This window comes from Polaromonas sp. Polasp52, from assembly GCF_059491565.1.
Genome location: NZ_CP168513.1, coordinates 1186276 through 1200340 on the forward strand (window position 1 = coordinate 1186276; position 14065 = coordinate 1200340).

Sequence of the window (14065 nt, forward strand, 5' to 3'; positions counted from 1 at the left end):
CGCGCGCGGCGCGGGAACGGCTTGGCTTGAAACGGAAAGGTCTGTGAATCAATCAAACAAGGGACGATCAGGCAAAAAACTTGGCCACGCTTTGCAAGGTGCGGTAAATGCCCCAGGCCAGCGGAATGCCCACCGCGAGCCAGGCCAGCACCACCAGCGCGGGACTCACCGTGCCGACGTTGCCGTTGCCGCCATTGGCGCGGTGCAGTTCGGAGGCCACGGCTTTTTCATGGGCCAGGCGTTTTTCTTCCGCGAGCTCGCTGTCGGTCATGAACCACTTGGGGTTCAGCGGGCGCACCAGCAGGTTGCAGATGAGGCCCACCACCAGCATGCCCACCAGGATGTACATGGTCTGGTTATAGACCTGTTCACGGGGGATGCCAAGGCCGAGCTGGTATTCGCGCATGTAGTTCACCACCACCGGACCCAGGATGCCCGCCGTGGCCCAGGCCGTCAGCAGGCGGCCGTGGATGGCGCCCACCATCTGGGTGCCGAAGATGTCGGCCAGGTAGGCCGGCACGGTGGCAAAGCCGCCGCCGTACATGCTCAGGATGACGCAGACGGCCCCCACAAACAGCACGATGCTGCCGGCCGCTGCGCTGCCCGGAATGCTGGCGTACAGAATGCCGCCCAGCACGAAGAAGACCACATAGGTCAGCTTGCGGCCCAGCTTGTCGGAAAGGCTGGCCCAAAAGAAGCGGCCGCCGATGTTGAACAGGCTCAGCAGCGCGGTAAAGCCCGCGGCAACGGTGGCGATGGCCGCCAGCTGGGCCTTGTCGAGCTCGCCGAATTTCTGGTTCAGGCCGATCAGGTGGCCGCCAAAGACTTCCTGCAGCATGGGCGAGGCCATGCCGATCACGCCGATGCCGGCGCTGACGTTCATGCACAGCACCATCCAGATCAGCCAGAACTGGGGAATGCCCCAGACTTTTTTCACGTGCACGTGGCGCTGCGTGATCATGGTGTTGGTGGCGGCGGGCGGCGGCGTCCAGCCCTCGGGCTTCCAGCCGGTTTCAGGCACGCGGTAGCCGAAGGCGCCGGCCATCATGAAGACGAAGTACACGACGGCCATGACCACAAAGGTCTGCATCACGCCCACGCTGGTGGGCGTGGCGAAATACTTCATGAGGTCGGCCGCGAGCGGCGAACCTATCATCGCGCCGCCGCCAAAGCCCATGATGGCCATGCCGGTGGCCATGCCGCGGCGGTCGGGGAACCATTTGATCAGCGTGGAGACCGGCGAGATATAACCCAGCCCCAGGCCTATGCCACCAATCACGCCCGAGCCCAGGATCATCAGCCAGAACTGGTGCAAATAAATGCCCAGCGCCGAGATCAGCATGCCGCCGCACCAGCAGACGGCCGACACCACGCCGGCCTTGCGCGGGCCGGCGCGCTCCAGCCAGCCGCCCCAGGTGGCCGCGGAAATGCCCAGCAGCACAAAGAACAGGGTGTACATCCAGCCCAGGGTGGAAATTTTCCAGTCGCAACTGGTGGTGAACAGCTCGGCGATAAAGCCGACCTCAGGGCCGCACTTGATGGATTCCTTGATGCCCAGCGCCTTGGACAGCGGCAGCCAGAACACCGAAAAACCATAGGCCATGCCTATGCACAGGTGGATCGCCAGGGCGGCGGGAGGCACCAGCCAGCGGTTGAAGCCGGGGCCGGCAATGATGCGCTCTTTATCGAGGAATCCAGACATGTCTTTTTATCTCCGTGTTATGGCTTATTGGTATTTCCCACCCTGAACGAGTGCGCGAAGTGTCGCGGCCGCACGGCAACACGGTCAAATTGAATCGAGACATGCCCCCATTCAAAAACTAAATAGAGCCCCCACGCTTTTCACTTCGCCTTCGGCTGCGTGTAATGCGCTGCCCCCCGAGGGGGCGCTGCGCCTGCGGCCCGGCAAAGCCGGTTCCGCGGCCCCTGCTTGGTTGGGGCGCCCTTTGCTGGAGTTCGGGAGTGGAATAAATAGCGCGCTGAGCGCTAGACGCTCAGCAAGCCGCTGTGGGCTGCTGCGTGGCGCAGCCAGCCAGCGTCCTGGGCCAGGGCCAGGGCGGCCTCGAGGGTGCGCGAGGGGTCGCCGCCCTGGGCCATAAAGCCTATGGTGGTGCGCACCTCGGGGCTGACCAGGGGCAGGGCTTCGAGTTCGCGGTAACCGCGCACCGCGCCGACCAGCGCGCCTGGCATGACGGTGCAGACATTGCCCTCGGCCACCGAGAGCGCCAGCGTGAGGATGGAGTTGGTCTGGATGACGGGCTCGCAGGCCTCGCCGGCTTCCTGGAAGGCCTTGTCGACAATGGTGCGGTTGTGCATGTCGCGCGTGAGCAGGCACATCGGGTGTTTCGCGGCCTCGGCCCAGGTGATCTTGGGGCCGATTTGCATGACGTCCTGGCTGGCCTTGGCAGCGCGGCGCACGAAAAAATAGTGCTCGGTGTACTGCTTGATCTGGCGCAGGCTGGGCCCGTTGGCGCGCAGCCGGTCGGTGTAGCCCAGGCCCATGTCCAGTGCCAGGCTTTCCAGGCCGGCCTCCAGTTCGTTGGAGCTCATGGAGCGCACCGTCGGCGAGATGCCCGGGTAGCGCGCCTGCAGCAGGGCGCAAAAGCGCGCGGCCACCGGCATGGCGGTGGGCACGGCCCCTATGGCGAGGCTGCCCTGCGGCTTGCCTATGCCGCTGTCGAGCTCCTGCTGCAGCAGCTCGCGCTCATGCAGCATGCGCTGGGCGCTGAGCAGCACGCGCTCGCCTTCGGGCGTGAAGCCTTCAAAGTTGCGTCCGCGCCGCACGATGACGGTGCCGAACTCCCGCTCCAGTGCGCGCAGCGCGTTGGACAGGGCCGGCTGCGTGATGTGGCAGGCCTGGGCCGCGCGGCCGAAATGTTTGTGCTCGTCGAGCGCGGCCAGGTAACGCAGGGATGCCAGCAGGTTCATGGAGCGCCGCGCCTGGGCTGTTTCAGGTGTTCTTGCTGATGGTGATGGTCGGGAACTTGGCGGAGAAGTCCTTGGACTTGGCCGCCACGGTGACGGCCATCTTGCGCGCCACGGCCTTGTAGATGCCTGCGACCTCGCCGTCCGGGTCGGCCACCACGGTGGGCCGGCCGTTGTCGGCCTGCAGGCGTATCTGCATGTCCAGCGGCAGCGCGCCCAGGTAGTCCATCTTGTAGTCGGCCGCCATTTTTTTGCCGCCGCCCTCGCCGAAGATGTGCTCGGCATGGCCGCAGTTGCTGCAGATGTGCACCGCCATGTTTTCGACAATGCCCAGGATGGGCACGCCGACCTTCTCGAACATCTTGATGCCCTTTTTGGCGTCCAGCAGCGCGATGTCCTGCGGCGTGGTGACGATGACGGCGCCCGTCATGGGCACGCGCTGGGACAGCGTGAGCTGGATGTCGCCGGTACCGGGCGGCATGTCGACGATCAGGTAGTCCAGGTCTTTCCAGTTGGTCTGGCGCAGCAGCTGCTCCAGCGCCTGGGTGGCCATGGGGCCGCGCCAGATCATGGCTTCGTCCTGGGCCACCAGGAAGCCTATGGACATCACCTGGATGCCGTAGTTCTCCATGGGCTCCATGTTCTTGCCGTCCACGCTCTCGGGGCGGCCCTCTATGCCCATCATCATGGGCTGGCTGGGGCCGTAGATGTCGGCGTCGAGCAGGCCCACGCTGGCGCCCTCGGCCGCCAGGGCCAGGGCCAGGTTGACGGCCGTGGTGCTTTTGCCGACGCCGCCCTTGCCCGAAGCGACCGCGATGATGTTCTTGACGTTGGGCAGCAGCTGCACGCCGCGCTGCACGGCATGGCTGGCGATCTTGACCGCGACATTGACCGAGACATTGCCGGCGCCGGGCACGGCCTTGACGGCGGCGATCAGGCTTTTGCGCAGGCCGGCAACCTGGCTTTTGGCCGGGTAGCCGAGCTCAATGTCGAAAGACACGTCGCTGCCGCTGATCTGCAGGTTTTTCAGGGCCTTGGTGCTGACAAAGTCTTTGCCGGTATTGGGATCCAGCACGGCTTGCACGGCGTTCAGGACGGCCTGTTGGTCCAGGGACATGGGGGAATACTCCGTTGAATCTGTCAAATGGGGCGGCGCTCTGGCGGCGGCGGGGGTTGGGCTGAAGTCTAACGCTGTGGCGGCGCCCACTGGGGTCATGGGGACTTGGCGGGGCTAGAACCTGTTCACGGTCTAAACGGGGTCGCGTTGGGATGCAATCGGGATGAGTGGGCCGACCGGGCACGCCGCATGGGCTGATGCCCATGCAAGTGACCGGGTGGCTCAATCGCCCGATTTCATCCCAACCCGGAGGGCAAGCACCTTCTCGGGCGGTCTGCGGCGTTGCGGCGCTAGCCCATAGCCGTGCTATGGGCGTCGCACCGCGCCTTGCATCCCATCCCGAGAAAGTGCTTGCGCGGCCCCGTTTAGACCGTGAACAGGTTCTTAGAGCCCGGGCGACTTAAAATCGCGGGTTAGCCCTCATTAAGCCAAAAAAGATCCCTATGTCCCAGCGCCGCCTGTTTGTAACCACCGCCCTGCCCTATGCCAACGGCAATTTCCATATCGGCCACATCATGGAATACATCCAGGCCGACATCTGGGTGCGTTTCCAGCGCATGCAGGGCCATGCGGTGAATTTTGTGGGCGCCGACGACGCCCACGGCGCGCCCATCATGATCGCCGCCGAAAAGGCCGGCAAGACACCGCAGCAGTTCGTGGCCGACATCGCCGCGGGCCGCAAGCCCTACCTGGACGGCTTTCACATCAGCTTTGACAACTGGCATTCGACCGACGGCCCGGAAAACCACCAGCTCGCGCAGCAGATCTACCTGGACCTCAAAAAGGCCGGGCTGATCGCGACCAAGACGATTGAGCAGTTCTTCGACGCCGAGAAGAGCATGTTCCTGCCAGACCGCTTCATCAAGGGCGAATGCCCGAATTGCCACTCGAAAGACCAGTACGGCGACAACTGCGAGGTCTGCGGCGCGGTGTATGCGCCCACCGACCTGATCAATCCCTACTCGGCCCTGTCGGGCGCCAAGCCGGTGCTCAAAAGCTCCGAGCATTTTTTCTTCACGCTGTCCGACCCGCGCTGCGTGGAGTTCCTCGAAAAATGGACACAGGACGGCAAGCTGCAGCCCGAGGTGGCCAACAAGGTCAAGGAATGGTTCTCGGTGCGCGAGAACGCCGACGGCACCAAGAGCGAAGGCCTGGGCGACTGGGACATCTCCAGAGACGCGCCCTACTTCGGCATTGAAATCCCCGATGCGCCGGGCAAGTATTTTTATGTCTGGCTGGACGCGCCGGTCGGTTACCTGGCTTCGCTGAAAAACCTGCTTGAAAAGCGCGGCGAAAGCTACGACGCCTACATGGCCACGCCCGGGCTGGAGCAGTACCACTTCATCGGCAAGGACATCGTCACCTTCCACACCCTGTTCTGGCCGGCCATGTTGCACTTCAGCGGCCGCAAGACGCCCGACAATGTGTTTGTGCACGGCTTCCTGACGGTGAACAACGGCGAGAAGATGAGCAAGAGCCGCGGCACCGGCCTGGACCCGCTCAAGTACCTGAGCCTGGGCATGAACCCCGAATGGCTGCGCTACTACCTGGCCGCCAAGCTCAATGCGCGCAACGAGGACATCGACTTCAACGCCGACGACTTCATGGCGCGCGTCAACAGCGACCTGGTGGGCAAGTACATCAACATCGCCAGCCGCGCCGCGGGCTTTATCAGCAAGCGCTTTGCCGGCCAGCTCGGCGAGGTGTCGGCCGACGGCGCGGCGCTGCTGGAGGCGTTGCGCGCGGCCAGGGACGTGATCGCGCCCCTGTATGAAAGCCGCGAATTCGCCAAGGCCTTGCGCGAAACCATGCTGCTGACGGACCGCGTCAACGCCTATGTGGACCAGAACAAGCCCTGGGAGCTCGCCAAGCAGGCCGGCATGGACGCGCGCCTGCAGGACGTGTGCACGGTGTGCATTGAAGCTTTCCGCCTGCTGACGATTTATTTGAAGCCCGTGCTGCCCGCCCTGGCCGCGCAGGTTGAGGACTTCCTGAAAGTGCAGCCGCTGAACCTTTCGCACGCCGGCGCCATGCTGGGCAAGGGCCATGTGATAGGCGACTACAAACACCTGATGCAGCGCGTCGACGTCAAGCAGCTCGAGGCGCTGTTCGAGCCGCCGCCCCAGGCCGAAACCGCGCCGGCCGCGCCCGCGGACCTGCCGGGCGGCGAGGCGATCGCCCCCGCCATCACGATCGACGACTTCGCCAAGGTCGATCTGCGCATTGCCAAGATCGTCAGCTGCGAAGCGGTGGAGGGCTCGACCAAGCTGCTGCGCCTGACGCTGGATGCCGGCGAGGGCCGCATGCGCAATGTGTTCAGCGGCATCGCCTCGGCCTACAAACCCGAGGACCTGGTCGGCAAGCTGACGGTGCTGGTGGCCAACCTGGCACCGCGAAAAATGAAGTTCGGCATCAGCGAGGGCATGGTGCTGGCCGCCAGCCATGCCGATGAAAAAGCCCAGCCCGGCATTTATGTGCTGGAACCCCTGCCGGGCGCCACGCCGGGCATGCGCATCCACTAAGCCATACGGCCGGCCTCAGCCGGCCGCCGCGTTGATAAAACGCAGGCCGGTGCCGGAGCGGCCCGACAGCTCCCTGAGCACATGGCCCATGGCGTGCAGCAGCTGCTCGGCATCGGGCGCGTTGAAGGGCGCCTCGGCCACGGCGATCCTGAACTGCATCATGGTGCCGGGCGGCAGGCTGGGGCTGTCGGCCAGGCCCCGGGCGATCAGGCGTTGCGCGATCTGCGTGAGCTCGTCGCGCGTGAGGTGGCCCTGCAGGATCAGCAAAAAATCGCCGTCGCGGTGGCGCGCGACGGTGTCGCCGTCACTCGCCACGCCGGCCACGCAAGCCCCGGCCTGCACCACCGCGCTTTGCGCCGCTTCCATGCCGTAGTCCTGGCGGATGTCGATGGCATTGCCCAGCCGCACCCGCATCACCGCGCCCGCGCCGGGGTCGCGCCGCTGGCGCACCAGCAGGGCGTCCAGCCGCTGCAGCAGCACGCGGTGGTTGCCCAGCCCGGTCAAGGGGTCGACGCGCGTGAGGGCACCGACGCGAGCCTGGTTGTCGCGCTTTTCGCGGCTGCGCAGGTACAGGGCCAGCAGCAGCAGCAGGATCTCGAAGGCCGCGCCTATCTGTGCGCCGTACTGCGTGGCGGTGCCCAGCGGCAGCATGGCCTGGGTGCGCAGGATGGGGAAAATCGAACCCACCGTCAGGCAGACCATGGCGGCCAGCACCCACAGGCCGACCATGGGCCGGCGCCAGACATACCAGCCGGCCACACTGAGGTAGACGGCCATGCTGCCCAGGTAATAAGGGGTGGCCAGGTTGAAGGAAGACTTGTTGCCCATCACCAGGAAAGCCGTCAGGATGCCCGCGCCCAGCACGGTCATCAGCAGCAGGCCGCGCGACAGCCAGGGCGCGTCGCGGTCGACCACCATCTGGCGCAAAAACAGGTGCAGCAGCGCGGCGGTGGCCAGCGTCAGGGCCACCGGCGCGCAATCATTCCACCAGGCGTTGCCCGGCCAGAGAAACTCACCGGCCAGCCCGGTCAGCGACAGCTGGCCCGCGGCCACCACCAGCACGTAGCCGGCGAAAAAAAGATGGATGCTGTCGCGCCAGGACGCGGCGTGCAGCGTGCTCATCAGCGCGATCAGCAGGACCAGCCCGATGTACACGCCCAGCAGCAAATGCGACTCCTTGGACTGCTCATGAAAGCTGGCCGGATCGGACAGTTCCCAGGGCACGCTGATGGGATAGTTGTGCGCCACCCGCAGGTAGCTGGGCCTTTCGCCGGGCTGCAGCAGGAGCTCGAAGGCCGGGGTCAGGTGGCGTACCGGCCACTGCGCGACAGGTACCGCGTCGCCGGAGCGCTCCATTTGCCACAGGCCGCCGGGCGCCGGGCGGTACAGGTCCACGCTGTCCATATTGGGATGGGGAATGGTGAGCATCAGCGGCGTGGGCGCGGCGACCGCCGGCAGGGCCAGGCGGTACCACAGTGCCGCCCCGCCCCCGGTGGGCATGATCTCGCTGGGCTGGACGGCACGCCCTTCGCCGGCATCAAACTTGCTGCGTACCAGCTCGAAAGTGAGGGTGCCCGCGCTGTCGACCAGCACCTGGCCCTCGCCCAGCACGCCGCGCCCGGCCTTGAAGGGGGCTGGCACCACGGCCGCAGGGCTTGCGGCGAAATTCTCGACGGGGGAAAGCTCCCCCGCCGGGGAAGCAGGGAGTTCTTGCGCCACAGCCATGGCGTGTGCCAGCAACAGCGCCGCCAAAGCGGCCGCCCGCCGCGGCAGGCGCCATCCGGGCATCCACGAAAAACCGAAAAAACCGGGCAATCACTTCTCCAGGAAAAGCACGCTGGGACAGTCCGGAACCAGGCGCCGTGAAGCCCCAAAGCTTATCCAGTCCGCGAAAGGCTGTAAAAGTAAGTATTTTGACCTAATAGATCTATTCACTTTAACCAGCCTCTCCATGGCCGGCAATGGAAAAATGTCACGTCCAGGACTTCTCGCCGGCACATGCCTGGCACCACAATCAAAGCCCATGCACCTGCCCGCTTACCTTGCGCCGTTTCGCCCCCGCCTGTTTTCAGCACTCGCCGGCTACACGCGTGAACGGTTCTTGAAAGACGCCGGAGCAGGCGTCACCGTCGGCATCGTGGCCTTGCCGCTGGCCATGGCCTTTGCCATCGCCTCCGGCCTGAAACCCGAGGCCGGCATCTGGACCGCCATCATCGCCGGCGCGCTGATCTCGGCGCTGGGCGGCTCGGCGGTGCAGATAGGCGGCCCCGCCGGCGCCTTCATCGTGATTGTCTACGGCATCCTGGAGCGCTACGGCCTGGCCAACCTGCTGATCGCCACCGCCTGCGCGGGCGTGCTGCTGTTCCTGCTGGGCCTGTTCAAGCTGGGCACGCTGGTGCGTTATGTGCCGGTCAGCATCGTGGTGGGCTTTACCAACGGCATCGCGGTGCTGATCGCGCTGTCGCAGGCCAAGGATTTGCTGGGCCTGGTCGTGCCCAAGATGCCGGCCGATTTTTTTTCGCAGATCAAGGTCCTGGGCAGCCACCTGGACAGCTTCAACCCCTATGCACTGGGCTTGGGCCTGATCTGCCTGCTGGGCCTGTTCGTCTGGCCCCGGCTGTTCGGCACGCAAGCGCGCGTTGCGGGCGGTTTTTTCACCATGCGCCTGATCCGGCTCATGCAGGCGGTCGAGGGCGTGCAGCTCAAGCGCGCCACGCGCATGGCCTCGCGCATGCCCGGCCCCATCGTGGCGCTGGTCACGCTGACGGCCTTTGCCTATTTCCTGGCCCTGCCGGTGGAAACCATAGGCACGCGCTTTCACGGTATTCCGCGCGCCCTGCCCGCGTTTGCCCTGCCCGACTTTTCATGGGAGACGGTGCGCCTGCTGGTGGCGCCCACCATCACCATCGCGATGCTGGGCGCGGTGGAATCGCTGCTGTGCGCGCGCGTGGCCGACCAGGTCTCGGGCCTGCCGCGCCACGACCCCAACCAGGAACTGATGGCCCAGGGCGTGGCCAACTTCGTCGTGCCCTTTTTCGGCGGCATGCCGGCCACCGGCACCATCGCCCGTACCGTGACCAATGTGCGCTCCGGCGCCAGCTCGCCGGTCTCAGGCCTGGTGCATGCGCTCACGCTGGTCCTCATCGTGCTGGCGGCCGCGCCGCTGGCGGTGCACGTGCCGCTGGCCGTGCTCTCGGGCATATTGCTTTACGTGGCCTGGAACATGGGCGAATGGCGCGAGTTCGCCCGCCTGCCCCAGGCCAGCAGCCACTACCGCCTCATCATGCTGGGCACGTTTTTCCTGACGGTGGTGTTCGACCTCACGGTGGCGCTGCAGGTCGGGCTGATCCTGGCCTGCGTGCTCTTCGTGCGGCGCATGAGCAGCCTGTTCCAGGTGGTCGAGGTCTCGCGCGACGCGGACTCGGCGAGCTTCCAGCTTTACGGCTCGCTGTTCTTCGGCGCGGTGGCCAAGCTGGACCCGATACTGAGCGTGGTGGAAAACGCGCCCAAGGGCCTGGTGGTGCGGCTTGATGTTCAGTCGCTGCAGTCGCTGGACACCTCGGGGCTGGACGTGCTGGAGCAACTGCACAAGGCCATCGTGCTGCGCGGCGGCCGGCTGGTGGTCGCAGGGCTCAATGCCCAGCCGCTGGCCGTGATGGAGCGCTCGGGCTTTCTGGCAAAGATCGAGACGGCCTAGCCGGCCCTTAGCGTGTGCCGCCGCTGGGATTCATGTTCTCTTCATCCACCGATGCCGTGCCTTTGACCTTGAGGTCGGCGTCAAACACCACCGTAAAAATGCGCGCCGTACTGGGCGGGCTCAGGTAGCGCCAGTCGTAATGGGTTTCCTGTTTGAGCGCATAGGGCGTGACCTTCATGGGCTTGCCTAGCATCTTGCGCACCTGCTCCATGCGCATGCCGGGCAGCACTTTTTCGAAGTTCTGCGGCGTGAGCACCTGCCTGAGCGCGCTCATCTTGCCGTCCGCGCCTAGGGTGATCATGTAGTTGGCCTGGCCCTGCGGCTGGCGGTTGTATTCAAAGGTGCGGGCGCCGGGCGCCGCGGCCGCGCCGGGCAGGGGCGTGTCGGCCATGTCGGTGGCATCCCAGATTTTTTCGGGCTCGCCGAAGCGGGCGCGCACATCGGCTTCGGTGGCCACGCCCTCCTCGAGTTCGGCGATGCGCTGCGGGTCGCAGCCCACCAGGCCCAGGACAAATGAGAGCAGACCCATACAGGCAAACATCCTTCTAGAGGGAAAAGCGGCCGAAAAGGGCGAAAACAAGGAAGGCATGGCAGACCCCGGTAAAATCAGCCCACTATACGTTTCAGGCAGTTTAGACCCCATGGCCCTCCTCAACATCTTCCGCCGCTCCGACTACACCTCCGACACGACGCAGTTCATAGACCAGCTCAAGGCCAAAAAGCCCACGCTGGAAGCGGAGCAGCGCGCCGGGCGCGCCCTGTTGTGGGACAAAAACCTGAACCGCAGCGAGCAGGCCGAGTACAGCGAAGCCCGCGTGCCCCAGCAGCCCTACGTCTACGGCACCAGCAGCCACCCCAACGGCAAATAAGGGCCACAGCCCTTCGCGACGCCCGCAGCCGCTGCTTTTTCATGTCCCAGCCCCATTTCCCGCCCGAACCCCAGGAACTGCCGCCGGCCGCCGGCCAGGCGCAGCCCGTGGTGGGCACGGACATGCCCGAAGTGATAGACCAGGTCGCGCTGGCGCGCCTGTACGGCGAGCCGCTGTTTGCGATGCCGCACGACCTGTACATCCCGCCCGATGCGCTGCAGGTCTTCCTCGAGGCCTTTGAAGGCCCGCTGGACTTGCTGCTCTACCTGATCCGCAAGCAGAACTTCAACATCCTCGACATCCCGATGGCGGCGGTCACGCGCCAGTACCTGACTTACGTCGACGAGATCCGCGCCACCAACCTGGAACTGGCGGCCGAATACCTGCTGATGGCGGCCATGCTGATCGAGATCAAGTCGCGCATGCTGCTGCCGCCCAAGAAGGTGGCCGAGGGCCAGGAGCCCGAAGACCCGCGCGCCGAACTGGTGCGACGCCTGCTCGAGTACGAGCAGATCAAGCTGGCCGCCCACAAGCTCAACGAGGTGCCGCAGTTCGGCCGCGACTTCCTGCGCGCCCAGGTCTATGTCGAGCAGTCGCTGCAGCCGCGTTTCCCGGACGTCAACGTGGTCGACCTGCAGGAAGCCTGGCGCGACATCGTCAAGCGCGCCCGCCTGGTGCAGCACCACGTCATCAGCCGCGAAGAGCTCTCGGTGCGCGAGCACATGAGCATCGTGCTGCGCAAGCTGCAGGGCCGCAAGTTCCTGGAGTTTGAGGAGCTGTTCGACGCCGCGCGCGGCATGCCGGTGCTGGTCGTGACCTTTATCGCGCTGCTGGAGCTCTCCAAGGAAGGCCTGCTGGAAGTCACGCAGGCCGAGGCCTTCGCGCCTATTTACGTGCGCCTGGCTTACACGCCGGCCTGAGCGCGCCGCGGCGCCCGGGCGGCAAGCGCCGCACCACGGACCTTCGCCTTGCAAGCGCCCTGGCGCGGCGCCTCCCCGGCCTGCGCCCGCGCGCGACTACGGTACGCCTGCATCAGCGCGACGTCCTACACCTCTTTACCGTTTTTACACCCATGCTCAGGGCAGGACTCAAGGCCTATCGGACATGAAAGCGTGCACGCACCCGATTTCCCCCCTGTGATTTCGAGGCCCGCGCGCATGAAGGGGTCTCCTGCACCCCGCTGCCCGCAACCGCATCCATGCGGCCGGAAGCAATGTCATTCATGCCGAAAGGGCTTCCGTGAACCTCAAACTACTCCCGCTGGCACTGCTGGCCGTGGGCCCCCATCTGCAGGCCCAGACCCTGCCCGGCGCGGGCAGCCAGTTGCAGCAGCTCCCCTCGGTCCCGGCGCCGCAACCCGCACCGCCTGAAATTCGCGTCGAGCCGGGCAAGCCGGTGCCGGTCCGCGTGACCGAGGAAGCGAAGATCCCCGTCGACAGCCTGCGTATCACCGGCGCCCGGGCATACACGGAAGCCCAGTTGCTGGCCGTGGCCGGCTTCACGCCGGGCAAGGAATTGACGCTGGCCGAACTGCGCGCCATGGCGGCGAGGATCACGGCGCACTACGCGAAAAACGGCTACTTCGTGGCCCAGGCCTACCTGCCCGCGCAGGAGATCGCCGACAAGACCGTCACCATCGCCGTGCGCGAGGGCGAATACGGCCAGATCGTTGTGCGCAACCAGACCAATCTCTCCGGCGGCATCGCCGACAGCCTCCTGTCCGGGCTCAACAGCGGCAACGCCATCACCGCCGCGCCGCTGGAAAGCCGGCTGCTGCTGCTGTCGGACGTCCCCGGCGTCAAGGTCCATTCGACGCTGGTTCCAGGCGCCGCGGCGGGCAGTTCGGACCTGCTGGTGGACATCACGCCGGCTCCGCGCGTCAGCGGCAGCGTCGACGCCGACAACGCCGGCAACCATTACACCGGTGAATACCGTCTGGGCGCCACGGTGAACCTCAACAACCCCCTGGGCCTGGGCGACGTCGCCAGCCTGCGCGCGGTGACTTCCGGCTCGGGCCTGAACTACGTGATCGCGTCCTACCAGTTGCAGGTCGGCAAGGGACGCGCCGGCGTCTCCTACAGCAAGCTCCACTACGTCCTGGGCGAGGAATTTGCCAGCCTGCGCGCCAACGGCACGGCGGAGGTGGCCAGCATCTTCGGCAGCTACCCGCTGATCCGTTCGCGCGACAACAATCTCTACATCCGCCTGGGCTACGACGCCAAAACCTTCCAGGACAGGGTGGACGCCATTCCTTCCGTGACGGACAAAAAGGCCGGCGTCCTGACCACCAGCCTCTATGGCAACCACCGCGACAACCTGGGCGGCGGGGGCGTCAGCGCCTATGCGCTGTCCTTCTCGGCGGGCAATCTGGACATACAGACACCCGCGGCGCTCGCCGCAGACGCGGCCAGCGCGCGCAGCAACGGCAGCTACGGCAAGCTCGGCTTCAACCTGATGCGGCTGCAGCGCGTCACCGACACGGTGTCGCTCTATGGGGCGGTCAGCGGCCAGCTTGCCTCTAAAAATCTCGATTCCTCGGAAAAGATGGAGCTGGGCGGCATGAACGGCGTGCGCGCCTACCCCCAAGGCGAAGCGCCCGCCGACCAGGGTTACCTGATGACGCTGGAAGCACGGCTGCTGCTGCCCAAATTTCCCGAGAACCTGCCGGGACAGGTGCACCTGATCGGCTTTGTCGACCACGGCAGCGTCACCATCAACAAAAACCCCTGGGCGGCCGGACAAAACCACAGAAGCCTGAGCGCCGCCGGCGTGGGCCTGACCTGGAGCGAAACCGGCAACTTCATGGTGCGGGCTTACTACGCCCGCAAGATCGGAAGCGAAACAGCCACCTCCGCCCCGGACAAATCAGGCCGGTTCTGGATACAGGCGGTGAAATATTTCTGACGCGGCGAACGGCAAACACAGGCCGAACAGG

10 protein-coding genes are annotated in these 14065 nt (G+C 65.5%); 5 read left to right on the plus strand and 5 right to left on the minus strand.

Features of this window, described 5'->3' with window-relative positions; translation table 11 throughout:
- Positions 1-67: 67 nt before the first annotated feature.
- From ACEN9P_RS05560 to apbC, 3 genes are all read right to left on the minus strand, one after another.
- Positions 68-1702, minus strand: a complete 1635-nt coding sequence (locus ACEN9P_RS05560) for an OFA family MFS transporter (protein ID WP_495621349.1) — start codon at positions 1700-1702, stop codon at positions 68-70.
- A gap of 284 nt (positions 1703-1986) precedes the next feature.
- Positions 1987-2928: a LysR family transcriptional regulator gene (locus ACEN9P_RS05565; RefSeq protein WP_495621350.1), complete on the minus strand. Its 942-nt coding sequence runs from the start codon at positions 2926-2928 to the stop codon at positions 1987-1989.
- 22 nt (positions 2929-2950) lie between these two features.
- Positions 2951-4042, minus strand: coding sequence for an iron-sulfur cluster carrier protein ApbC (gene apbC / locus ACEN9P_RS05570; RefSeq protein ID WP_074578002.1), 1092 nt, complete (start codon positions 4040-4042; stop codon positions 2951-2953).
- A 443-nt stretch (positions 4043-4485) separates the two neighbouring features.
- On the opposite strand from apbC, the gene metG reads away from it, so the two are divergent.
- Positions 4486-6564, plus strand: a complete 2079-nt coding sequence (gene metG, locus ACEN9P_RS05575; protein WP_495621351.1) for a methionine--tRNA ligase — start codon at positions 4486-4488, stop codon at positions 6562-6564.
- Positions 6565-6579: 15 nt separating this feature from the next.
- On the opposite strand, the gene ACEN9P_RS05580 is transcribed toward metG, so the two are convergent.
- On the minus strand, positions 6580-8289 hold the full coding sequence (locus ACEN9P_RS05580; protein WP_495621352.1) for a sensor domain-containing diguanylate cyclase: 1710 nt from the start codon (positions 8287-8289) through the stop codon (positions 6580-6582).
- A gap of 298 nt (positions 8290-8587) precedes the next feature.
- On the opposite strand from ACEN9P_RS05580, the gene ACEN9P_RS05585 reads away from it, so the two are divergent.
- A complete protein-coding gene (locus tag ACEN9P_RS05585; RefSeq protein ID WP_495621353.1) occupies positions 8588-10261 on the plus strand; it encodes a SulP family inorganic anion transporter in 1674 nt (557 codons plus the stop codon).
- A 7-nt stretch (positions 10262-10268) separates the two neighbouring features.
- Here the strand turns inward: ACEN9P_RS05585 and bamE are convergent, their stop codons facing one another.
- Entirely contained in the window at positions 10269-10790 is a 522-nt protein-coding gene (gene bamE, locus ACEN9P_RS05590; RefSeq protein WP_495621354.1) for an outer membrane protein assembly factor BamE domain-containing protein, read from the minus strand.
- A gap of 112 nt (positions 10791-10902) precedes the next feature.
- Between bamE and ACEN9P_RS05595 the strand changes: the two genes are divergently transcribed.
- The 3 genes from ACEN9P_RS05595 to ACEN9P_RS05605 all read left to right on the plus strand — a co-directional run bounded on the left by ACEN9P_RS05595 (position 10903) and on the right by ACEN9P_RS05605 (position 14034).
- Positions 10903-11130: a DUF3460 family protein gene (locus ACEN9P_RS05595; RefSeq protein WP_007867807.1), complete on the plus strand. Its 228-nt coding sequence runs from the start codon at positions 10903-10905 to the stop codon at positions 11128-11130.
- Positions 11131-11171: 41 nt separating this feature from the next.
- Complete coding sequence (locus ACEN9P_RS05600; RefSeq protein ID WP_007867820.1) at positions 11172-12050, plus strand: segregation and condensation protein A; 879 nt, start codon at positions 11172-11174, stop codon at positions 12048-12050.
- 319 nt (positions 12051-12369) lie between these two features.
- The gene (locus ACEN9P_RS05605; protein WP_495621355.1) at positions 12370-14034 is read left to right on the plus strand and encodes a ShlB/FhaC/HecB family hemolysin secretion/activation protein; all 1665 of its coding nucleotides are present in this window, start codon (positions 12370-12372) and stop codon (positions 14032-14034) included.
- Positions 14035-14065: the final 31 nt, after the last annotated feature.